The sequence below is a fragment of the Pseudomonas sp. GL-B-19 genome (genome assembly GCF_019956415.1).
GTDB lineage: Bacteria > Pseudomonadota > Gammaproteobacteria > Pseudomonadales > Pseudomonadaceae > Aquipseudomonas.
Genome location: NZ_JAHBDK010000075.1, coordinates 132,522 through 155,653, shown reverse-complemented (window position 1 = coordinate 155,653; position 23,132 = coordinate 132,522). Strand labels below are relative to the sequence as shown.

The 23,132-nt window shown below is 59.6% G+C and carries 18 protein-coding genes; 13 read left to right on the top strand and 5 right to left on the bottom strand.

Going from position 1 to position 23,132, the window contains the following annotated elements; translation table 11 throughout:
- Positions 1-7 precede the first annotated feature (7 nt).
- The 4 genes from pepN (at position 8) to KGB06_RS25725 (ending at position 7,365) form a co-directional block, all read left to right on the top strand.
- On the top strand, positions 8-2,680 hold the full coding sequence (pepN, locus tag KGB06_RS25740; RefSeq protein ID WP_223520804.1) for an aminopeptidase N: 2,673 nt from the start codon (positions 8-10) through the stop codon (positions 2,678-2,680).
- A gap of 527 nt (positions 2,681-3,207) precedes the next feature.
- A complete protein-coding gene (locus tag KGB06_RS25735; RefSeq protein ID WP_223520802.1) occupies positions 3,208-3,435 on the top strand; it encodes a hypothetical protein in 228 nt (75 codons plus the stop codon).
- Between the two features lie 476 nt (positions 3,436-3,911).
- Positions 3,912-4,964: a WD40/YVTN/BNR-like repeat-containing protein gene (locus KGB06_RS25730; RefSeq protein ID WP_223520801.1), complete on the top strand. Its 1,053-nt coding sequence runs from the start codon at positions 3,912-3,914 to the stop codon at positions 4,962-4,964.
- A 25-nt stretch (positions 4,965-4,989) separates the two neighbouring features.
- Positions 4,990-7,365 (top strand): efflux RND transporter permease subunit, encoded by a 2,376-nt coding sequence (locus tag KGB06_RS25725; protein ID WP_033049038.1) that lies wholly within the window; start codon positions 4,990-4,992, stop codon positions 7,363-7,365.
- A gap of 183 nt (positions 7,366-7,548) precedes the next feature.
- Here the strand turns inward: KGB06_RS25725 and KGB06_RS25720 are convergent, their stop codons facing one another.
- A complete protein-coding gene (locus KGB06_RS25720) occupies positions 7,549-8,268 on the bottom strand; it encodes a FadR/GntR family transcriptional regulator (protein ID WP_223520798.1) in 720 nt (239 codons plus the stop codon).
- Between the two features lie 189 nt (positions 8,269-8,457).
- Positions 8,458-10,194 carry an IlvD/Edd family dehydratase gene (locus KGB06_RS25715; protein WP_223520796.1) on the bottom strand — a complete coding sequence of 579 codons (1,737 nt, stop codon included), beginning with the start codon at positions 10,192-10,194 and terminating at the stop codon, positions 8,458-8,460.
- Between the two features lie 193 nt (positions 10,195-10,387).
- Here KGB06_RS25715 and KGB06_RS25710 point away from each other — a divergent pair, with 193 nt between their 5' ends.
- The 9 genes from KGB06_RS25710 to KGB06_RS25675 all read left to right on the top strand — a co-directional run bounded on the left by KGB06_RS25710 (position 10,388) and on the right by KGB06_RS25675 (position 17,360).
- The gene (locus KGB06_RS25710) at positions 10,388-11,710 is read left to right on the top strand and encodes an MFS transporter (protein WP_223520793.1); all 1,323 of its coding nucleotides are present in this window, start codon (positions 10,388-10,390) and stop codon (positions 11,708-11,710) included.
- A gap of 150 nt (positions 11,711-11,860) precedes the next feature.
- Positions 11,861-12,853: an AraD1 family protein gene (gene araD1, locus KGB06_RS25705; protein WP_223520791.1), complete on the top strand. Its 993-nt coding sequence runs from the start codon at positions 11,861-11,863 to the stop codon at positions 12,851-12,853.
- A gap of 10 nt (positions 12,854-12,863) precedes the next feature.
- Positions 12,864-14,444, top strand: a complete 1,581-nt coding sequence (locus tag KGB06_RS25700; RefSeq protein ID WP_223520789.1) for an aldehyde dehydrogenase (NADP(+)) — start codon at positions 12,864-12,866, stop codon at positions 14,442-14,444.
- Positions 14,445-14,648: 204 nt separating this feature from the next.
- Positions 14,649-14,945, top strand: a complete 297-nt coding sequence (locus tag KGB06_RS25695) for a DUF5629 family protein (RefSeq protein ID WP_223520786.1) — start codon at positions 14,649-14,651, stop codon at positions 14,943-14,945.
- 37 nt (positions 14,946-14,982) lie between these two features.
- Positions 14,983-16,107: a lactonase family protein gene (locus tag KGB06_RS25690; protein ID WP_411741877.1), complete on the top strand. Its 1,125-nt coding sequence runs from the start codon at positions 14,983-14,985 to the stop codon at positions 16,105-16,107.
- Between the two features lie 155 nt (positions 16,108-16,262).
- On the top strand, positions 16,263-16,442 hold the full coding sequence (locus KGB06_RS25685; RefSeq protein WP_223520781.1) for a hypothetical protein: 180 nt from the start codon (positions 16,263-16,265) through the stop codon (positions 16,440-16,442).
- A gap of 210 nt (positions 16,443-16,652) precedes the next feature.
- Positions 16,653-16,778 carry a hypothetical protein gene (locus KGB06_RS29930; protein ID WP_263288417.1) on the top strand — a complete coding sequence of 42 codons (126 nt, stop codon included), beginning with the start codon at positions 16,653-16,655 and terminating at the stop codon, positions 16,776-16,778.
- 115 nt (positions 16,779-16,893) lie between these two features.
- Positions 16,894-17,106: a hypothetical protein gene (locus tag KGB06_RS25680; protein WP_223520779.1), complete on the top strand. Its 213-nt coding sequence runs from the start codon at positions 16,894-16,896 to the stop codon at positions 17,104-17,106.
- Positions 17,103-17,360: a hypothetical protein gene (locus KGB06_RS25675; RefSeq protein WP_223520777.1), complete on the top strand. Its 258-nt coding sequence runs from the start codon at positions 17,103-17,105 to the stop codon at positions 17,358-17,360. Before KGB06_RS25680 ends, KGB06_RS25675 begins: the two co-directional genes overlap by 4 nt.
- 178 nt (positions 17,361-17,538) lie before the next feature.
- On the opposite strand, the gene KGB06_RS25670 is transcribed toward KGB06_RS25675, so the two are convergent.
- The 3 genes from KGB06_RS25670 to KGB06_RS25660 are packed head-to-tail and all read right to left on the bottom strand — an operon-like array spanning position 17,539 to position 23,014.
- Positions 17,539-18,135 carry a glutathione S-transferase gene (locus KGB06_RS25670; RefSeq protein WP_223520774.1) on the bottom strand — a complete coding sequence of 199 codons (597 nt, stop codon included), beginning with the start codon at positions 18,133-18,135 and terminating at the stop codon, positions 17,539-17,541.
- Positions 18,132-21,773, bottom strand: a complete 3,642-nt coding sequence (locus tag KGB06_RS25665) for an AAA family ATPase (protein WP_223520772.1) — start codon at positions 21,771-21,773, stop codon at positions 18,132-18,134. Before KGB06_RS25665 ends, KGB06_RS25670 begins: the two co-directional genes overlap by 4 nt.
- Positions 21,770-23,014: an exonuclease SbcCD subunit D C-terminal domain-containing protein gene (locus KGB06_RS25660; protein ID WP_223520770.1), complete on the bottom strand. Its 1,245-nt coding sequence runs from the start codon at positions 23,012-23,014 to the stop codon at positions 21,770-21,772. The genes KGB06_RS25665 and KGB06_RS25660 overlap by 4 nt, the downstream gene beginning before the upstream one ends.
- Positions 23,015-23,132 lie beyond the last annotated feature (118 nt).

Sequence of the window (23,132 nt, the reverse complement as noted above, 5' to 3'; positions counted from 1 at the left end):
CTCCAGCATGCGCACCGAACAACCGAAGATGATTTACCTGAAAGACTATCAGGCGCCCGAGTACCTGATCGACGAGACGCACCTGACCTTCGAGTTGTTCGAGGACCACAGCCTGGTCCATGCGCAACTGGTGATGCGCCGCAATCCCGAGCGCGGCCCGGGTTTGCCGCCGCTGGTGCTGGACGGTCAGCAACTGGAGCTGCTGTCGGTCACCCTGGCCGACCGCGAGCTGAGCGAAAGCGACGATCAATTGACGGGCTATCAATTAACAGAGCAGCACCTGACCCTGCACCCGGCCAGCACCACGTTCACGGTCGACACCAGCGTCAAGATCCACCCGGAAACCAACACCGCGCTGGAAGGCTTGTACAAATCCAGCGGCATGTTCTGCACCCAGTGCGAGGCCGAAGGCTTCCGCAAGATCACCTATTACCTCGACCGCCCGGACGTGATGAGCAAGTTCACCACCACGGTCGTCGCAGAGCAGCATAGCTATCCGGTGCTGCTGTCCAACGGCAACCCGATTGCCAGCGGCCCCGGCGAAGATGGCCGGCACTGGGCGACCTGGGAAGACCCGTTCATGAAACCGGCGTACCTGTTCGCGCTGGTGGCCGGTGATTTGTGGTGCGTCGAAGACACCTTCACCACCATGACCGAGCGTTCCGTGGCATTGCGCATTTACGTCGAGCCGGAAAACATCGACAAGTGCCAGCACGCCATGAACAGCCTGAAGAAGTCGATGCGCTGGGATGAAGAGGTCTACGGCCGCGAGTACGACCTGGACATCTTCATGATCGTCGCGGTCAATGACTTCAACATGGGCGCCATGGAGAACAAGGGCCTCAACATCTTCAACTCCAGCGCCGTGCTGGCCCGCGCCGAAACCGCCACCGACGCCGCGCACCAGCGTGTCGAAGCCATCGTCGCCCACGAATACTTCCACAACTGGTCGGGCAACCGCGTGACCTGCCGCGACTGGTTCCAGCTGTCGCTCAAGGAAGGCTTCACGGTGTTCCGCGATGCCGGGTTCTCCTCGGACATGAACTCGGCCACGGTCAAGCGCATCCAGGACGTGGCCTACCTGCGCACGCACCAGTTCGCCGAAGACGCAGGTCCCATGGCCCACGCCGTGCGGCCGGACAGTTTTATCGAGATTTCCAACTTCTACACCCTGACGGTGTACGAAAAGGGCTCGGAAGTGGTCGGCATGATCCACACCTTGCTCGGGGCCGAAGGCTTCCGCAAAGGCAGTGACCTGTATTTCGACCGCCACGACGGCCAGGCTGTAACCTGCGACGACTTCATCAAAGCGATGGAAGATGCCAACGGTGTCGACCTGACCCAGTTCAAGCGCTGGTACAGCCAGGCGGGTACGCCGCGGTTGGCGGTGAGCGAGTTTTACGATGCTGCGGCGAAAACCTACAGCCTGACGTTCCGTCAAAGCTGCCCGGCAACCCCGGACAAGGTTGAAAAACTGCCGTTTGTGATTCCTGTTGAGTTGGGCCTGCTGGACTCCAAAGGCGCGGCGATTGCCTTGCGTCTGTCCGGCGAAGCCAGCGCTCAGGGCACGTCGCGGGTAATTTCGGTGACCGAAGCTGAGCAAACCTTCACCTTCGTCGACATCGCTGAACAACCGCTGCCTTCACTGCTGCGTGGTTTCTCGGCGCCAGTCAAACTGAGCTTCCCGTACAACCGCGATCAACTGATGTTCCTGATGCAGCATGACAGCGACGGTTTCAACCGTTGGGATGCCGGTCAGCAACTGTCGGTGCAAGTGTTGCAAGAGCTGATTGCCCAGCATCAGGCAGGTGAAACCCTGGTGCTGGATCAGCGCCTGATTTCTGCCCTGCGCACCGTGCTGTCGGACGAGACGCTGGATCAGGCCATGGTCGCGGAAATGCTTTCGCTACCGGGCGAGGCCTATCTGACCGAAATCAGCGAAGTGGCTGACGTCGATGCGATTCACATCGCGCGCGAGTTTGCTCGCAAGCAACTGGCAGACGAATTGTTCGAAGCGTTGTGGCTGCGTTATCAGGCCAATCGCGAACTGTCGAAGAAAACCCCTTACGTGGCCGAGGCCGAGCACTTCGCTCGTCGCGCGTTGCAGAACATTGCGCTGTCGTACCTGATGCTCAGCGGGAAACCGCAAGTGTTGGCGGCGACGCTTGAGCAATTCGAAACCAGCGACAACATGACCGAGCGCCTGACCGCGCTGGCGGTGTTGGTCAATTCGCCGTTTGAAGCAGAGAAAGCCAAGGCGCTGGCGAGTTTTGCCGAGCACTTCAAGGACAATCCGCTGGTCATGGATCAGTGGTTCAGTGTTCAAGCGGGCAGCACGTTGCCGGGTGGTCTGGAGCGGGTGCGTCAGTTGATGCAGCATTCGGCGTTCAACATGAAGAATCCGAACAAGGTTCGCGCGCTGGTCGGTGCGTTTGCCGGGCAGAACCTGATCAACTTCCATGCCGCTGATGGCTCGGGGTATCGCTTCCTCGCGGATCTGGTGATTGAGTTGAACGGGTTCAATCCGCAGATCGCTTCCCGGCAGTTGGCGCCGCTGACGCGCTGGCGCAAATACGACGACGCGCGTCAGGCGCTGATGAAAGGCGAGCTGGAGCGGATACGTGCTTCGGGTCAGCTGTCCAGCGATGTGTTTGAAGTGGTCAGCAAAAGCCTGGCCTGAGTCTGACGTTTCTCCCGCAGGGTTCGCTCGAACCCTGTGGGACTGGCTTGTTTGCGATGGCGGCCTTCCACCTGTAGGAGCTGGCTTGTCGGATCGCCGCATCGCAGCGAAGGCGGCCTGACAGCCGACCATTCTCTTCCTTGGTGTACATATCCATTCCTGCGGTAACGGCCGCTAATGGTTTCGCTCTTACAGCGAGTCCCTTTTGGCAAACGCCCGGAGTGCCGGCCCAGCCAAAAGGAACCAAAAGGTCTCGCCCCGAGCGTCCGGCCCCTCGCCTGGGCTCGGCGTACCTTCGCTCCGGTATCCATCCGGGGACACTGCCCTCCGGTCTGCTTCGCTACGACCTACATGCAGCGTGTTCGACTGCGTCGAACGGCGCTACGCGCCACTCCCCGGATGAACACCTCCACTCAGCCTCCCGAAGGGGCGGGTGAATCAAGGTCAAGAGCTGCAGGCGAGCTAACGCTCGGCCTGATGAGTGGTGAAAAGCAAGGGCGGTACACCGATCTACTGTAGGAGCTGGCTTGCCAGCGAAGGCGGCCTGCCAACCGACCAGCTTCTTGCAGATGCATCCATTCCCTGTGGGAGCGAGCCTGCTCGCGAAGCTTTTGCCGTTGCCTTTGCCTTTGCCTTTGGCTTTGGCTTTGGCTTTGGCTTTGGCTTTTGATCTTGATCTTGATCTTGATCTGTTTTTGATCTTTCGCCCCTTCGGCAGGCCGAGCGTAGGTGTTCATCAGGGGGTAGGCGCGTAGCGCCGTGCGGCGAAGCCGCACACATCGAGAGGAGGTCGTAGCGAAGCAGACCGTAGGCGATGCCCCCTGATGGACACCGTAGCGAGGGAACACTGAGCCTTAGCGAAGTGCCGTACGCCGGGGCGAAGCCTTTTGCTTACTTTTCGGCGTTTGGAAAAGTGAGTCGCTGTAAGAGCGAAACCATAAGCCGCCGTTACCGCAGAAACGGATATGTACTCTAACCACCAACCAGAGAAGCCCCAATCACCCCACCTAATACCCAATCATTCAGCCAAACCGCATATCTCTCAGGTTAACAAAACATAACGTGGCGTCGATTGTCAGACCTTTCCAAACCCCGATAGGATAAGCCAGCTTCCGAAGGGGCTCTAGATTGCGCGTTTCAGGACCAAGCTCCAAAACAGCCAATCACAACGAGCCACCTTACGGCGCCCTGAAAGGTTGAACGACCTAACAATAATAATGGGGGAAGGTCTATGAGTGAGCCTGTCATGGGTGTGGGTATCTGCCGCCCGCCGGCATTACGCAAAATCGCGTTGCTGGCTACAGCGCTCTCGCTGTTGGGCTGTGCCGTGTTGTCGGCACCTGTGCTGGCCGCTGCCGCGCCAGCATCCGATGCTGTTTATTCCATTGAGTCTGCCAAGGCTGCCAAAAGCCTGATGCTTGATGTCGTTCACGCCGGCAAACGCCTGGTGGCGGTCGGCGATCGCGGGCACATTCTGTATTCCGATGACCAGGGTACGACCTGGGTTCAAGCCAAGGTGCCATCCCGGGCACTGCTGACGTCGGTGTTTTTTGTCGATGACAAACACGGCTGGGCCGTCGGCCATGACGCACAGATCCTCGCGAGTGAGGACGGTGGCGTCACCTGGACCAAACAATTCGACGATTTGAAACGCGAAGCGCCGCTGCTCGACGTCTGGTTCAAGGACGCCAACAACGGCTATGCCGTGGGTGCATATGGCGCGCTGCTGGAAACCACCGACGGCGGCAAGCATTGGGAAGACGCCAGCGACCGCCTGGACAACGAGGACCAGTTCCACCTCAATGGCATCGCATCGGTCAAGGATGCCGGGCTGTTCATCGTTGGCGAGCAGGGCAGCATGTTCCGCTCGGCCGATTGGGGGCAGACCTGGGAGAAACTCGAAGGCCCGTACGAAGGCTCGCTCTTCGGTGTCATCGGCACGGCGCAAGCCAATACGCTGCTGGCTTACGGCCTGCGCGGCAATCTCTACCGCTCCACGGATTTCGGCAGCACCTGGGAACAGGTCGAGCTGAAAGCCGCTCGCGGCGCACTGGAGTTCGGGCTGTCTGGCGCAACGCTGCTCGACGATGGTTCCATCGTGATCGTCGGCAACGGCGGCTCAGTGATACGCAGCAACGACAATGGCGAAACCTTCAGCGTGTTCAACCGTCCGGATCGCATTTCCGTATCGGCAGTGACGGCGGCGGGCAACGGCAATCTGATTCTGGCAGGACAGGGCGGCGTTCGCGCTACTTCGCCAACCGGCTCAGAGCTGGGCAAATAATAAGAAGGGCGGAGCTATGACATCGATGACAAGCCATCACCAAGACAAGGCGACGTTTCTTGAGCGCCTGATTTTCAACAACCGCCCGGCGGTGATCTTCATCTGCCTGCTGGTCAGTATTTTCCTGTTCTGGCAGGCGACGCTGATCCGGCCGTCCACCAGTTTCGAAAAAATGATCCCGCTCGATCATCCGTTCATTCAAAAGATGATGGAGCACCGCAACGATCTGGCGAACCTGGGCAACACGGTGCGGATCTCGGTGGAAGCCACTGACGGCGATATCTTTTCCAAGGAATACATGGAGACCCTGCGTCAGATCAACGACGAGGTGTTCTACATTTCCGGCGTCGACCGTTCCGGCCTCAAGTCGCTATGGAGCCCGAGCGTGCGCTGGACCGAGGTGACGGAGGAGGGCTTCGCCGGTGGTGAAGTGATCCCGCAGAGCTACAACGGCTCCCAGCAAAGCCTCGATCTGCTGCGCAACAACGTCCTCAAGTCCGGGCAAGTCGGACGTCTGGTGGCCAACGATTTCAAGTCGAGCATTGTCGATATCCCGCTGCTGGAGTCCTACCCGGACCCGCAGGACCAGGGCAAGTTGCTGGCGCTGGACTACCGCAAGTTCTCCCACGAGCTGGAAGAAAAAATCCGCGACAAGTTTGAAAAACAGAACCCTAACGTGCAGATCCATATCGTCGGTTTCGCCAAGAAAGTCGGCGACCTGATCGATGGTCTGGTCATGGTGGTGATGTTCTTCGGTGTCGCCTTCGTTATTACGCTGATTCTGTTGTACTGGTTCACCAACTGCATGCGCAGCACCGTGGCGGTACTCAGTACCACGTTGGTGGCGGTGATCTGGCAGCTTGGGTTGATGCACTTCTTTGGTTTCGGGCTGGATCCGTACTCGATGCTCGTGCCGTTCCTGATCTTCGCCATCGGTATTTCCCACGGCGTACAGAAGATCAACGGTATCGCCTTGCAGTCCAGTGAGGCCGACAACGCGCTGACCGCTGCGCGACGCACGTTCCGTCAGCTGTTCCTGCCGGGGATGATTGCGATCCTTGCGGATGCGGTGGGTTTCATCACGCTGCTGATCATCGACATTGGCGTGATCCATGAACTGGCCATCGGCGCGTCCATCGGCGTGGCGGTAATCGTGTTCACCAACCTGATCCTGCTGCCGGTGGCGATTTCCTACGTCGGTATCAGCAAACGCGCAGTGGAACGCAGCAAAAAGGATGCAACCCGCGAACACCCGTTCTGGCGCCTGCTGTCGAACTTTGCCAGCGCGAAAGTCGCACCGGTGTCGATCGTCCTGGCCTTGCTGGCCTTCGGTGGCGGTCTCTGGTACAGCCAGAACCTGAAAATCGGCGACCTCGATCAAGGTGCTCCAGAGTTGCGTCCGGACTCGCGCTACAACAAGGACAACAACTTCATCATCAGCAACTACTCCACCAGTTCCGATGTGTTGGTGGTGATGGTCAAGACCAAGGCTGAAGGCTGCTCACGCTATGAAGCCATGGCGCCGATCGACGAGCTGATGTGGAAGATGCAGAACACCGAGGGCGTGCAGTCGGCGATTTCCCTGGTGACCGTGTCCAAGCAGATGATCAAGGGCATGAACGAGGGCAACCTGAAATGGGAAACCCTGTCGCGTAACCCGGATGTGCTGAACAACTCCATCTCCCGTGCTGATGGCCTGTACAACAACAGTTGCTCCCTGGCGCCGGTGCTGGTGTTCCTCAACGATCACAAGGCGGCGACGCTCGATCGCGCGGTACATGCGGTGCAGGAATTCGCCAAGGAGAACAACAAGGACGGCCTGGAATTCATCCTCGCGGCTGGTAACGCCGGGATCGAAGCGGCCACCAACGAGGTGATCAAGGAATCCGAGCTGACCATCCTGATCCTCGTCTACATCTGTGTCGCGACCATGTGCATGATCACCTTCCGTTCGTGGGCGGCGACCTTGTGCATCGTATTGCCGCTGGTGCTGACCTCGGTACTGGGCAACGCCTTGATGGCGTTCATGGGCATCGGCGTGAAAGTCGCGACGCTGCCGGTGGTGGCGCTGGGTGTGGGGATTGGCGTGGACTACGGCATCTACATCTACAGCCGTCTGGAAAGTTTCCTGCGTGCTGGTCTGCCGTTGCAGGAAGCCTATTACCAGACGCTGAAATCCACCGGTAAAGCGGTGCTGTTCACCGGTTTGTGCCTGGCCATCGGTGTGTGCACCTGGATCTTCTCGGCCATCAAGTTCCAGGCCGACATGGGCCTGATGCTGACCTTCATGCTGCTCTGGAACATGTTCGGCGCGCTGTGGCTGCTGCCTGCGCTGGCGCGGTTCCTGATCAAGCCGGAGAAACTGGCAGGACAGAAGGGCAACTCGCTGTTCGCTCACTGATTCTTGCCTGAAATAAAAAAGCCGCAACCCAGGTTGCGGCTTTTTTATATCCCGAATTCAACACTCCCCCTGTAGGAGCAGAGCTTGCTCGCGATGGCGGCAGAATATTCAATATCTATGTTGACTGACACTCCGCCATCGCGAGCAAGCTCTGCTCCTACAGGGAATTTGGATTGTGTTGGGTCAGTTGGGATCGCTGCCCAGCACCACATTCAACGCACTACGCGCATCATCCAGTTGCACCAGCGTCGCGTGCCGTGCGCCGAGCGGATCGCGGTTCTCGATGGCTGTGAGGATTGCTTTGTGTCGAGGCAGCGCCAGTTCATGCAGGTTCGGCCGTTGGTTGGAATGCTTCAACGCTTCGGCTATCGCCACCGACAGCATGTTGCACAGGTTGGCCAGCAAGTCGTTGTGGGTTGCATCGGCGATCCGGCTGTGGAAATCCAGATCAGGTTGCAGTAAGGCTTCCGGCGTCGGCGCGGCCTCCATGCGCTGGTAGGCTTCGCCAATGGACGCGATGTCCGCCTCCGTGGCGAACTGTGCGGCCAATGCGGCGACGGCGGGCTCGATGATGCTGCGCACACTGGTCAACAGGTCGAAAAACTCATTCTGCGGGCTGCTTTGCATCAACCAGTGCAAAACGTCCGGGTCAAGCATGTGCCACTCTTTGCGCTGCTTGACCACCGTGCCGACGCGCGGACGGCAATACACCAGGCCCTTGGCGACCAATACTCGGGTGGCTTCGCGCAGCACCGGGCGGCTGACTGCGTACTCCTCACACAGCAGGGCCTCGGCGGGCAGCTTGTCACATGGCTTGAAACGCCCGGAAACAATCTGCATGCCCAGTTCCTGGACTATGCGCGAGTGCATGCTTTTACGGTCGGACGGTTTGCGGTAATCCATGGGGAGCGGCGCGGTCCTGTGCGAGGGTATGTCGCGCATGATAACAGGCGCGGGCACGGTCCTGAATCAGATGAAGAACCAATGTGTAGGAGTGAGCCTGCTCGCGATGACGGTCTAACATCCAACATCCATGTTGACTGACAGTCCGTCATCGCGAGCAGGCTCGCTCCCACAGGGGGATTGGTGGAGTTAGTGAGAGTGGCGCGGGACTTCAGCACCGCGGCAGCCGACCAGGAAGTCGAAATCGCAGCCCTGATCCGCCTGCAGCACATGGTCGATGTACAGCTGACGATAGCCGCCCAGGATCATTTGCTGTGGTGGCTGCAGATCCGCCATGCGTGCCGCCAGTTCAGCATCCGGGATATCCAGGTGCAAACGCCCGTTGGCACAGTCCAGCTCAATCCAGTCACCTTCTTTCACGGCGGCCAACGGTCCGCCCGCTGCCGCTTCCGGCGCGACGTGCAGAACCACGGTGCCATAAGCGGTGCCGCTCATGCGTGCGTCAGAGATACGCACCATGTCGGTCACGCCTTGGGCGAGCAGCTTGGCCGGCAAACCCATGTTGCCGACTTCGGCCATGCCCGGATAACCCTTGGGACCGCAGTTCTTCATCACCAGAATCGAGTTGGCGTCCACGTCCAGCTCCGGATCGTTGATCCGTGCCTTGTACATGTCGAAGTTCTCGAACACCACGGCCCGGCCGCGATGCTGCATCAATTCAGCCGTGGCGGCGGACGGTTTGAGCACCGCGCCAAGTGGCGCCAGGTTGCCGCGCAACACGCAGATGCCGCCATCGGCGCGGATCGGGTTGTCGAGGGTTCGGATCACCTCGTCCTGACCGTAAATCGGCGCGTCTTTGGTGTTCTCGCCGAGGGTCTTGCCGTTAACGGTCAAGGCATTCGGGTTCGGGATCAGGTTGGCTTCACCGAGACGACGCAATACCGCTGGCAAACCACCGGCGTAGTAGAACTCCTCCATCAGGAAACGCCCGGACGGTTGCAGGTCGACGATGGTCGGCATGCCGCGACCGATGCGGGTCCAGTCGTCCAGCTCCAGGTCCACGCCAATACGGCCGGCGATGGCTTTCAAGTGGATCACGGCGTTGGTCGAACCGCCAATCGCGGCGTTAACGCGGATGGCGTTTTCGAAAGCTTCCTTGGTGAGAATTTTCGACAGTTTCAGATCTTCGCGAACCATCTCCACCGCGCGCATGCCGGACATGTGCGCCAACACGTAACGCCGCGCATCAACCGCTGGAATCGCCGCGTTGTGGGGCAGGGAAGTGCCCAGTGCTTCAGCCATGCAGGCCATGGTCGATGCGGTGCCCATGGTGTTGCAGGTGCCGGCCGAGCGGGACATGCCGCCCTCGGCCGCGAGGAAATCGTCAATGGTGATGGTGCCGGCTTTCACTTGCTCGCTGAGCTGCCAAACCACGGTGCCGGAACCGATGTCCTGGCCTTTGTGTTTACCGTTGAGCATCGGTCCGCCGGTGACGACGATCGCCGGGACGTCACAACTGGCCGCGCCCATCAGCAGTGCCGGGGTGGTTTTGTCGCAACCGGTCAGCAGCACCACGCCATCAATCGGGTTGCCGCGAATCGCTTCTTCGACGTCCATGCTCGTCAGGTTGCGGGTGAACATGGCGGTCGGGCGCAGGTTCGATTCGCCGTTGGAGAACACCGGAAATTCCACAGGGAACCCACCGGCCTCGATCACCCCGCGTTTGACGTGCTCCGCGATCTGGCGGAAATGCGCGTTGCACGGGGTCAGTTCCGACCAGGTGTTGCAGATGCCGATGATTGGCTTGCCCTGGAACTGGTGGTCGGCGATGCCCTGATTCTTCATCCAGCTGCGGTACATGAAGCCGTTCTTGTCGGCGGTGCCAAACCATTGGGCGGAGCGCAGGCTGGGTTTCTTATCAGACATGATCGATTCTCTTATTGTATGACTATTCAGTTAAATCAGAGGCCTAACATAGGCGTAAATTCCTCTGTTTGGAAGTGTTGTTGGGTAATTAGTATTACTATATAGTCGTTTTCAACGGAGGGATGGCCCTGGCGATTTTCTGCGAGAGGCGTCTCCCGAGGTTCTATAACAACAACAATCGGAGACCGATCTCATGAGCCAGGAACTGCGGCTTATTCGTCGCATCACACTGAAACTGATTCCCTTCCTGATCCTGCTGTACCTGATCGCCTATGTGGATCGCTCCGCTGTAGGCTTCGCGAAACTGCACATGGGCGCTGACATCGGCCTCGGAGACGCCGCTTACGGCCTGGGTGCCGGGTTGTTCTTCATTGGTTATTTCCTGTTTGAAATCCCCAGCAACCTGATGCTCGACCGTTTCGGCGCGCGACGCTGGTTTGCGCGGATCATGGTCACCTGGGGCGCCATCACCATCGGCATGGCCTTCGTTCAGGGGCCGCAAAGCTTCTACGTGATGCGCTTTTTGCTCGGTGCGGCGGAAGCCGGTTTCTTCCCGGGCGTTCTGTACTACATCACCCAGTGGTTCCCGATTCGCCATCGCGGCAAGATCCTCGGTCTGTTCATTCTTTCCCAACCCATCGCGATGATGATTACCGGCCCGGTGTCCGGCGGCTTGCTCGGCATGGACGGCACCCTCGGATTGCACGGCTGGCAGTGGCTGTTCATCGTCATCGGTACGCCAGCGATCCTGCTGACCTGGCCTGTGTTGCGTTACCTGCCTGATGGCCCGCAACAAGTGAAGTGGATGGACCAGGCCGAAAAAGACTGGCTCTCTGGCGAACTGAAAAAGGACCTTGCGGAATACGGTCAGACCCGTCACGGCAATCCGTTGCACGCGCTCAAAGACAAGCGTGTGTTGCTGCTGGCGCTGTTTTACCTGCCTGTGACGTTGAGCATTTATGGCTTGGGTCTGTGGTTGCCGACGCTGATCAAGCAGTTTGGCGGCACCGATCTGGTGACCGGTTTCGTTTCCGCGGTGCCGTACATTTTCGGGATCGTCGGTTTGCTGATCATTCCGCGCAGTTCCGACCGTTTGAATGACCGCTACGGTCACCTCGCCGTGCTGTATGTACTGGGTGCCATTGGCCTGTTCCTCAGCGCCTGGCTGACGGTGCCGGTGCTGCAACTGGCGGCCCTGTGCCTGGTGGCGTTTGCTCTGTTTTCCTGCACCGCGGTGTTCTGGACGTTGCCGGGTCGGTTCTTTGCCGGGGCCAGTGCGGCAGCCGGCATCGCCTTGATCAACTCGGTGGGCAACCTCGGCGGTTACATCGGTCCGTTCGTGATTGGTGCGCTGAAGGAATACACCGGCAACCTGGCTTCTGGGCTGTATTTCTTGTCCGGTGTGATGGTGTTCGGGCTGCTGCTGACGGGCGTGGTTTATCGGTTGCTGGAGCGCAAACACGTGCTGCCGGCGGATCAGTTTGCGGCCAGCGCGCGTGGCGCCACCCGCACCTGAATCTCAGGGTTAACACCGATCAACTGTGGGAGTGAGCCTGCTCGCGATGAGGCCATCACATTCAACATTGATGGCGACTGACACACCGCTATCGCGAGCAGGCTCACTCCTACAGGGATCGGTGGTGTTTCGAATCAACAGGAGAAAATCATGCGTTTGGTTCAATTCGAATTGAGTAACGGCGAGCGCCGCGTTGGCGTTGTTGAGGACGGTCTGGTGCAGGAAGTGCAGGACGCGCATACCGTTCGTGACCTGGCATTGGCGGCGATCGAGGCGGGCACGAATCTGGAGCAGCAGGTGAAAGTCCTGGGCCTGGGCATCAGCCACGACTATGCCGAACTGTTGGCCACGTTACGCATCCTGCCGCCGCTGGATCACCCGGATCCGGCGCACATGCTGGTCAGCGGCACCGGCCTGACCCACTTGGGCAGCGCCTCGGCACGGGACAAGATGCATCAACACGCCGGTGACGAAGCGGCAATGACCGACACCATGCGCATCTTCAAATGGGGAGTGGAGGGCGGCAAACCGGCAGCAGGGCAGGCCGGCGTACAACCGGAATGGTTCTACAAGGGTGACGGCAGCATCGTCGTTCGGCCGGGCAAGCCGTTCCCGCTGCCGCCCTTCGCCGAAGATGCCGGCGAAGAGCCGGAGCTCAGCGGCCTCTACGTCATTGGCCACGATGGCAAGCCTTATCGCCTCGGTTATGCGGTCGGCAACGAGTTCTCCGATCACGTCATGGAGCGTAAAAACTACTTGTACCTGGCGCACTCCAAACTGCGCAGTTGCAGCTACGGCCCGGAACTTCGGGTCGGCGAATTGCCGCAACACCTGGCCGGCACCAGCCGCATCCTGCGGGACGGAGAAGTGCTGTGGCAGAACGAGTTTCTCAGCGGCGAGGCCAACATGTGCCACAGCCTGGAAAACCTTGAGTACCACCATTTCAAATACAGCCAGTTCCTGCGTCCCGGGGACGTGCACATTCATTTCTTCGGCACCGCGACCTTGTCCTTCGCCGATGGCATCCGCACCCAACCGGGAGACGTTTTCGAGATCAGCCAGACCGAGTTCGGCGCGCCGTTGATCAACGGCATTGCGCCGGCTGAAGCGGCGTTCCTGCCTGGCACCGTCGGCACCCTTTAAGGAGATAGGCATGACCCGGATTCTTGGACACAACTACATCGGCGGCCAGCGCAGCGCCGCCGGTTCGCTCAAACTTCAGAGCGTCGACGCCAGCACCGGCGAAGGGTTACCGCATGATTTCTTCCAGGCAACCCCGGAAGAAGTGGACGCCGCCGCCAAGGCCGCCGCTACGGCCTACCCGGCCTATCGCAGCTTGAGCGCGGAACGCCGTGCCCAATTTCTCGATGCGATAGCCGATGAGCTCGACGCGTTGGGTGACGAGTTCGTCGCCGTGGTCTGCCGCGAAACCGCGCTGCCGGCTGGCCGCATTCAAGGCGAGCGCGGTCGCACCAGCGGCCAGATGCGCTTGTTCGCCAAAGTGCTGCGTCGCGGTGACTTCTATGGTGCCCGCATTGATCGGGCGCTACCGGACCGCACGCCGCTGTCGCGTCCGGACTTGCGCCAATACCGCATCGGCCTCGGCCCGGTGGCGGTGTTTGGTGCCAGCAACTTTCCCTTGGCGTTCTCGACGGCTGGGGGCGATACCGCTTCGGCCCTGGCGGCCGGTTGCCCGGTGGTGTTCAAGGCTCACGGAGGTCACATGGCAACGGCCGAATGGGTGGCTGACGCGATCCTCCGTGCCGGGGGAAAAACCGGCATGCCGGCGGGTGTGTTCAACATGATCTACGGTGGCGGGGTCGGCGAAGCGCTGGTCAAGCACCCGGCGATTCAGGCCGTGGGCTTTACCGGCTCGCTGAAGGGCGGGCGTGCCTTGTGCGACATGGCCGCGGCACGTGCACAGCCGATCCCGGTGTTCGCCGAAATGTCGAGCATCAACCCCGTGATTGTATTGCCGCAGGCGTTGCAGAGCAGGGTTGAGTCAATCGCCCGTGACCTGACCGCGTCGGTGGTTCAAGGCTGTGGTCAGTTCTGTACCAATCCCGGGCTGGTGATCGGGATTCGTTCAGCGCAGTTTAGTGCGTTCGTGCAGCAGGTCGCCGGGCTGATCAATGATCAGCCGGCGCAAACCATGCTCAATGCCGGGACCTTGAGCAGCTATGGCAAAGGCCTGGAAAAACTCCTCGCGCATTCCGGCATCACGCACCTGGCAGGCAACGCGCAACAGGGTAAACAGGCTCAGCCACAGTTGTTCAAGGCTGACGTCAGCCTGTTGCTCAACAGAGATGAAGTCTTGCAGGAAGAGGTGTTCGGCCCGACAACGGTGGTGGTGGAAGTGGCTGATCAGGCGCAACTCACTGCGGCGCTGAACGGGCTTCATGGGCAGCTGACGGCGACGATCATTGGCGATCCGGCGGACTTTGAACAGTTTGGCGAATTGACGGCTTTGCTGGAGCAAAAGGTCGGGCGGATTCTGCTCAATGGTTATCCGACCGGCGTGGAAGTCTGCGATTCGATGGTCCACGGTGGGCCATACCCGGCGACGTCCGACGCGCGCGGTACGTCGGTGGGCACCTTGGCGATTGACCGCTTCCTGCGCCCGGTGTGCTTCCAGAACTACCCGGATAATCTGCTGCCGGACGCGTTGAAGAATGGCAATCCGCTGCGCATCCAGCGCTTGGTGGATGGACAGCCCTCGCGCGAAGCCCTCTAACGGTTAAACACAAATCCCCCCTGTGGGAGCGAGCCTGCTCGCGAAAGCGGAGTATCAGCCACCATTGATGTTGGATGTGATGGCCTCTTCGCGAGCAGGCTCGCTCCCACATGGGCTCGGTGTTGTGTGTGGGGGTGAGGTCAGCACTGGGCCGCCCACACATTGAGTTATCATTGCATCTTTCCCATTCAAAGATTGATCGCCATGACTACCGAAGCCGTTACCTTGCTTAACACCCTCGAACACTGCGACATGGTGGAAATCGACGGGTTGCACGCGTTCGAATTCGCCCTCGATGAAGACGACAACCTGCACATCGAGTGCATGGATGGGCGAGCGGCCAAGCACTGGGAGTTCACCCCGGCGCAGATTCAGGCATCCTCCTTCGACCCAACCCTGCAAAGCTGGTTGATCACCGGCGATTCCGGCGAGCACCGCTTGGTGTGCCTGACCGCTATCGGTGGTCATGACGACGAGGACGATGAGCTTGAGGGGGCGTAATCTCTGGCCGCTGTTGATCGCCGGTAGTGTCGGCGCGATGGGCGTTCAGGCTGCCTTGGCCGACGATTATCAGTTGCTGGTGGGTTCCTACACGGCGGGTCAGAGTCAGGGGATTTATCGTCTGAACTTCGACAGTTCGACCGGGCAGATCAACGCCAGGCCACTGCAAGTGGTGCAAAGCGAAAACCCGTCCTGGCTGACTGTGTCCAAGGACCAGCGTTACCTGTTCGTGGTCAATGAAAACGGCCCGGGTCAGAAAGATCCGGTCGGGCGTGTCAGCAGTTATGCGATTGATTCCAAGACCCATGAGTTGAGCCTGATCAATCAGGTCCAGAGCCTGGGCAACGAGCCAACGCATTCGAGCCTCAGCGGCGATGGCCGTCATCTGTTTGTCAGCAACTATTCGGTGGCTGAAGATCCGGGCGGCACCCTCGCGGTGTTGCCGGTGGGCGCTGAAGGCAAACTTGAAAACGTCGAGCAGATGAGCAGTCATCCAGCGAGTCGGGTCAACCCTGAGCGGCAGATGTCGGCACACGTGCACTCGACGGTCTCCTCACCAGACGGCCGCTACGTGTTCTCCAATGATTTGGGGGCAGACAAGGTCTTTGTCTACCTCTTCGACCCCAAGGCCAATCCGGATCTGCCGTTGACGCCCGCCACACCGGCGTCCGTGCAGTTGCCGCCGGGCAGCGGGCCGCGTCATTTACTGTTCAGTGCCGACGGCAAGCATGTTTGGCTGACCATGGAAATGAGTGCGCAGGTGGCAGTGTTCGATTACCAGAATGGCAAGCTTGAGCAAACGCAACTGGTCGACCTGGCGGCGGGCCAGCCTGCGTCCGATAAAGCGGCGGCAGCACTGCATGCTTCGGCGGATGGCAAGTTCCTCTACGTCAGCAACCGTGGCACCGCCAATCAATTGTTGGTGTTTGCCATTGATCCCGCGACCGGCCACCTCAAGGAGCTGCAACGACGTTCCGTGGAAGGGGACCATCCGCGCGAGTTCAGCCTCGATCCCAGTGGCAAGTTCGTGCTGATTGCCAACCAGAAGAGCAACCAGGTTGTCGTCGTCGAACGTGACGCCAAGACCGGTCTGCTGGGTAAAACCGTGCAGAAACTGCCAATGGACGCGCCGAGCGACCTCAAGTTTCTGCTGCGTCAATAGGCCGCAGGCCCCGGTTGATGGGGCCTGCATCCTTGTATTAATGACGCTGATATCTGCTAATGCTACAAAGGATTTCAGGCGAGAACACTCGAAGGTTAAGTTTGCTTCACGGCCCCACCGGGCAAGCAAGCCAACTGAATGCGAGGAATACCGCCATGAACTTCAATCTCTTCTCTGTCATTGCTGCTTCTGCAATCTCTGCCTCCGTTGCTCTGCCAGCCAGTGCCAACGTCGAAATCAGCGACAAAAAATCCCACGCCCAGAGCTACACCCAGAAATACCTGCAACAGAGTGCCAATTTCTACGCCGCTCTGGATCACAAAACCCAAGCCTGAAATACAAGCCCTGCACCTTTTATGCAGGAGTGAAGTCACTTGCGTCGATCAAGCTGAACAGCTTCGAGAAACCTGAGTGATGTCGCTCCTGCATAACGCGTTTACGACAGCATCACATTGCCATCAACTCCCGACTTGATAACACATGGCCGCGAGTTTAGATTTGGCGCTCGGTTTTTGATTCCAATTCTAATAACAAGGATCGACAACATGGCGATGCGCGTGGCAGTGGTTCTTCTTTTTCTGTATTCCACCCCCCTACTTTCGGATGCCCAGCCCGTTCCAGACGAGCCGGACGCGGCCCGCGAGCGCATGATGAGTTTTATCGAAGACTGAAATAGACTGGCTTAATGATCAACGAAGCTGATGGTCACTATGGATATCCCTGAGTGGTTAGCCCAGCTTTTTTGATTGATTCTGTGGGCATCGAAACATGCCCACGGAGAACACCATGGCCAGCTCAATCCTCACTTCTGCCAAACACGGCGCCTACCTGGCCATCGGTCTTTACGTGATCCTGGTGTTGGTCGTCAGCCTTTCGGCTCAAACGCACCGCACCGTAGAAGCACCGATTGAGGTCGCTTATCCCGGCATCCAGTTCGAACACCGCGCCCAAAACGCGGGGGGCGAGCACGTAGAACTGGCGGGAGTGGTCGGGGCATGAAAGGGCGCAGACTCTGGGTGATTGCGTTCCTGGCGTTCATCACCAACGGCTCTTCGTTGCTGGGCATCGGGCAGGGTTCGGCGGGTTCCGTGGCCCGATCCATAGAAGCCAATCACAACCTCGCACGCAATATTGAAACGCAGAAGGCGCTGGCGCTGCTGGCGGGCAATCCACCGATCAAACGTCAGTCCGATTTCTTCGGGCCGTTCCATGTGGATTGTTCGGTGTTGAAGATGTGTGAAGTGTTTGCCTGATGCATCGTGCGACGCAACCTTGTAGCAGCTGGCGAAGCCTGCGTCCGATTGCGAAGCAGTCGTAAATTCTGCTTACATGGTTTGTCTGATGTACCGCATGTGCTGATTTTGCGACTGCTGCGCCCGAGCGCGGACCGGCCGACGCAGGCTTCGCCAGCTGCTACAGGGATCGATGCAGTTACTTCTTCATTACGCCAGTAAACAAGTCCGACTCCAGAAACCGCTGCAACCAGCCCTGCAACCGCACGTAAGGCGTCTGCGCGAACCACTCGCGATCGACATGCGCAAACTGCCGCACGAACGGCATCAGCGCTATGTCTGCCAGACTTGGATGCGCCGCCAGCAAGTAGTCGCGCCCCTCCAGTAACTCATCAAGCTGGCGCAAAAACACCTCACCGTCGGCCCGATAAACCTCCATCGGTTGTTCGGGATAACGTTCGGCGTATTTGTAGCGATTCAAATGTACTTTGAAGGTCTGATCGTTCGACTCAATCAGGGCCGCAATGCGCGCTTGTCCGGCGGGATCATCCTTGAGCAACCAGTCCTGCGGATCATTTTGTGCTAACGCCCATTGCATGATTGCCAGGCTTTCATCAATGACCCGGCCATCAGCGCTCAGCACCGGTACCGTGCCTTTACTCGACAACGCCAGCATCTCTGCGGGTTTAGCCTTGAGGCTGACTTCGACGATGTTCACCGGTACGCCGGAGTAGCGCAGCGCCATCCGCGCGCGCATGGCGTACGGGCAGCGGCGGAAGGAATACAGCGTATTCATTTCACCTCCAGGGTACTCAGGCCATTGCCCTGACGACGAACCTGAATCTGCACCGGAATCCGTTCATGCATTTCCTGCACATGGGAAATCACCGCCACTTTGCGGCCCTGAGCCTGCAAGCCGTCCAGCGCGTCCATGGCCAGTTGCAGGGATTCCGGATCGAGGCTGCCGAAGCCCTCGTCGATGAACAGCGATTCGATTTTCAGCGTGCTCGACGCCATCGAAGCCAGGCCCAAGGCCAGTGCCAGAGACACCAGGAACGTCTCGCCGCCAGACAGCGAATGCACCGAACGCAGTTCATCGCCCATCTCGGTGTCCATCACCAGTAACCCCAGCATGCTGCCGCCGCGTTTCAACCGATAACGGCGCACCAGTTGCCGCAACTGTACGTTGGCGTGGTGCACCAACAGATCGAGGTTGTAGGCCTGGGCGATCTTGCGGAACGTATCGCCGGTGGCCGAACCGATCAATGCATTCAAACGCGCCCAGCGTTGGTACTCGGTGTAGGCGTCGGCGATCTGTTGGGCCAGGGCTTGATTGGCGTTTTGCCGGCGCTGATCCTCGGTCTGCTCGGCGCGCAGTTCGGCGCAGCGGTGTTCACTGGCGGAAGACAGGTTTTGCAGTTCGGTCAGTGCGGTGGCCAGTTGTTCGGCATCGAGATTACCGTTGTGCTGTGCCTGGTGGCTGAGCAGGCGCTTATCCCGCTCCTGCAACAAGACCTTGTTCTGTTCGATGGCTTTTTCGCTGTGTTGCAATTGCTGGCGCAGTTCGCTGAGCTGTTGATCGTCGACGCTGAGCAACGCGTCCAGACCGCCGTCATCCAGCTCGGGATGCTGCGCGCGCCAATCACCAATCTTGCTGCTCAACTCGCGGTCTTCGGCTTCCATTGCCTGCGCGCGTTCCTGCCGGGCCTTGAGTTCGGCCGCCAGTTGCACCAGGCGCGTGCGTACGGTTTGCAGTTCCTGATTGGCCGTCGATTCGGCAGTGCGTGCCTGTTCGACGGCGTGATCGAGTTGCTGCTGCCATTGCTCGGCACTGGTGTGTTCGCCCAACAATTGAGCCAGTGTTTGCTGACTGGCCTGCTGTTGCTCGGCGAGGGCATCGAACTGCTGTCGGGCGGCATCCAGTTGTTGAACGCGTGTCTGTTGACGGTCCTGTTCTTTCTCCAGCGCCTGCTGACGTTGCAGCTGTTCGCTGAGTTCATCGCGTTGCTGGTCGAGTTGCTCCAGGCGCTGGGTAATCTGCTGGTCGAGCTGCATGAACGTCGCGGCGGGCTCGTTGCGCAATGCCTCCAGCGTCTCGGTCGGGAGCAGGGTGCTGAACGCGGTCAGTTCTTCATCCAGACGCTGACGGTCGCTGCTCAACTCGCGTTGCTGGTTGGTCAGGTGCTGCGCCGCCTGCTGGCTTGCGGTCTCGGCACTGCGCAGTTGTTGCTGAAGGCGCGCGGCGTCCTGTTGCAAGGTCAGCAGGGCGGTTTGCCGCTGCTCGTCCTGGCTGATGCTCTGGTTCAACTGATTGTTTTGCTGCGTCAGCCAGGCATCGCGTTTGTTCGCGTCCTGAGTCATTAATTGCGTCGACAATGGATGCGCTTCGAGGCTTGGCGTCAGGGCTTGTTGCTGGGTGGCGAGTTGCTCTTGCTGCTGTAACAGCTCTTTTTGCTGAGCGATCAAGCCGCCGACTTCTGCACGCAGATCAGTGAGTTTTTCCTTCAACTGGTCGACGGCTTTCTGCGCGTTGGCCTGCTCGCTTTCGTCATGGCGACCGAGGCTTTGCAGCAGCGCTTCCGGCTGATGATAGGGATGGTCGGGGCTGCCACAAACCGGACACGGCTGATCGTCCTGTAACTGCTCACGCAATTCTTCGACGCTGGCGCTGCGGGCCAGACGCTGACGTTCCAGCAGTTCGCGGGTAATGGTCAGGGTCTGTTCGGCGATGGTCAGTTCGTTCTTGGTTTTTACCCCGTCCTGGGTCAGGCGATCGCGTTCTTGCTGAGCGCCCAGCTGGCGTTGTTGAAGCTCCGCGCCGCGGTGGTCCAGTTCCAGCTGACTGGCCCACAGCCGTGTCAGTTCTTCGAAAGCCCGTAGTTGCTTGCGGTTGTCCTGCAACAGATTGCCGAGCAGCTGGATTTGTTCAGCCACGGCTTCAGGTTCGGCGCCGGCCTCTTTGTAGAGCACTTCCAGCTGCTGTTTTTGCGAGGCCAGCGCTTCGGCTGCGCCTGTTGCACTTTGCTCCAGGGCCGCCAGTTCGGCCTGGCCTTTGTTCAAGCGATTGCCGATCAACATCAGCTGTTGCAGGCGATCGCGATAGGCGTTCCACGCCTCGCTCAGCGGTGCCAGAGGCGTGCTGTATTCGAGCTCCCCGGCGATGCGTTGCAGACGTTCGGCAACCTGTTTTTGCTGATCAAGCAAACCTTGAATCGTGCTCTGACCCTGAGTGCAGGCCAGTTCTGCTTGCTGCTTGAGATCGGCGCTGAGGCTGGTGTCTTTGACCAGACGGGCGAGGGTGCTTTGAGCTTCAAAGGCCTGGCGTAGCAACGGCGCACTGTGGGTGTGCTGGTTTTGCGCTTCGGTCAGCGCGGTATGGGCGCTGCTCAGGCTCTGTCCGAGTTGAGTCTGGCGCTCGGTGAGTTCCTGTTGCTGTTGCGTGTGTTGTTGAATCTGCGCAGCCAGCGGCGTGAGCTGAGCGGTGAGTTCAGTTTTGCGGGCGAACTGATGCCGTTGCGGGGCCAACTGCTCCAGGCGCGTCAGTTTCAGGCGTTCACCGACCAGACTGTCCCAATGCTGCTGCGCGCTGTTCAGTTGTTCAGTGGCGCTCAGTTGCTCGTCCTGCAACTGGCGCAGGTCTTTGAGCCAGGTGTGTTGCAGCTCAAGCTGTTTGAGTTGCGCCTGCTGAGTTTTCAGTTGCTGCTGCGCCTCATTGAAGCGCTCATCCAGTTCGGCGCGGGCTTCGGGAGATAGCGGCGTCACGCCGGTGGCCTGGTCCTGCAACAGCTTGTGGGTTTCACGCGCCTCTTTGGTCTTGTCGAACGCGCGGCGACCGAGCTGGGTATAGAGCGCGGTGTCGGTGAGCTTTTCCAGCAATTCGCTGCGTTCGTTGTCGTTGGCCTTGAGGAAGGCACTGAATTCGCTCTGGGCGAGCAACACGGCGCGGGTGAACTGCTCGAAGTTCAAGCCCAGTACGGATTCGAGCTGGGTTTTGAACTCGACTTTCTGGCTGGCCAGCAGTTGATCCTGATCGATGTCGCGCAAGCTCTGGCGACTGGCTTGCAGCTTGCCGCCGGCTTTCTCCCGGGCGCGGTTGGCTTCCCAGCGAGCGCGGTAACGACGGCCGTCAATGCCAACGAAATCCACTTCGGCATAGCCTTCACCCGTGCCACGTCGCAACAGCGTACGGGGGTCGCCGGTGCTGATTTCGCCATCGGCGTCCGGCGCTTTCGCGGACACTTGAGCATTGCTCAGACGGGGCACGGCGCCAAAAAGTGCCAGGCACAAGGCATCAAGCAAAGTGCTTTTACCGGCACCGGTGGGTCCGGTGATTGCGAATAGACCAGCGCTGGCCAACGGTTCGGCCGTGAAGTCGATCTCAAAGGGCCCGGCCAGGGAGGCGAGGTTTTTCAGGCGGATCGCGAGAATCTTCATGGCTGTTCGCTCTCCATCTGCACGTCCTGTAACAGCTCGGCAAAGTCCTTCAGCGTTTGCTCATCGACCTCACTGCCATAGCTGTCCTGCCAGGCGCGGCTGAACAATTCCTGAGGCGTTAGCTGGTCCAGTTCGACCAGACTGGTGCCGTCATCGACGCCCTCGCGGCTGCCATTGCCGGCATATTCGGCGGCGATACGCACCAGACGCACGGCTTTGCCTTGCAGGGTGGTTTCTACCTGGTGACGCAGGTCGGGTTGCGGCTCGTCCAGGCGCACCCGGACTTCCAGCCATGGCTGGCGCTGGATGTCGGCGAGCAAATCAATGTTGGGCAGGTCAGCCAGTTGCAGGAGGATTTCCGCCAGCGGCGCCGGGCCGATGCGTTGCAGGTTGACTGCCCGTGGAATCAGCTTCGGCTCGACGCTGACCAGGGTTTCGCCATCGAGGGTGATGTCGAGAATCTGATGCTGATAGCCGATCTCGGAAAACGACAGCGGAATCGGTGAGCCGCTGTAGCGGATGCGCTCCTCGCCGTTGACCTTCTGCGGCTTGTGCAAATGGCCGAGGGCAACGTAACTGATGCTTGGCCCGAACAGGCTGGCGGGCAGGGCCTCGGCGTTGCCGATGATCAGGCTGCGCTCGGAATCTTCCGACACCGAACCGCCGGCCATGTGCGCGTGGCTGATCGCAATCAACGCCTGGCCGGGTTTGCGTTTGGCGTTGGCCGCTTCGATCAGCCATTCGTGAACCTGGCCAATCCCGCGCAAATAGTTGTCGCCCAACTGCGCGCCGGTGACTTCGGCAGGGCGCAGGAACGGCAGCGCCAGGCACCAGCCGACAATCTCACCGCTGTCATCGGGCAACGGCAGCAACAGGCGCTCGGCATCCAGTTGACCGTCATCCAGCCACAGCACCCGACCGAGCGCATGGGTGCGCAAGCGGCGCATCAATGGCGCGGGCAATTCGATCCGTGAGCCGGAGTCGTGGTTGCCGGCGATCATCACGATGGTCAGCAAGGGCTGCTGCTCGTGGGCGCTGACGATGAAATCGTAGAGGCGTTCCTGGGCTTTGACCGGCGGGTTGACCGTGTCGAAGATATCGCCGGCGATCAACAGCACATCGGGCTGGTCCAGCTTCAGCTGGCGCAACAGCCATTCAAGAAAACAGGCGTGCTCGAAATCGCGTTCCTGGCCGTGCAGATTCTGCCCAAGGTGCCAGTCGGAGGTGTGGAACAGACGCAAGGCGTACTCCGTTGGAAGTAAGGTGATGGCCGCGGGGGGAATGATGGCGGCTAAAGGGGAGGGAGTTTACTGGCAAACACACCTGATGTGGCGACGCACTCTTTGTAGCAGCAGACGA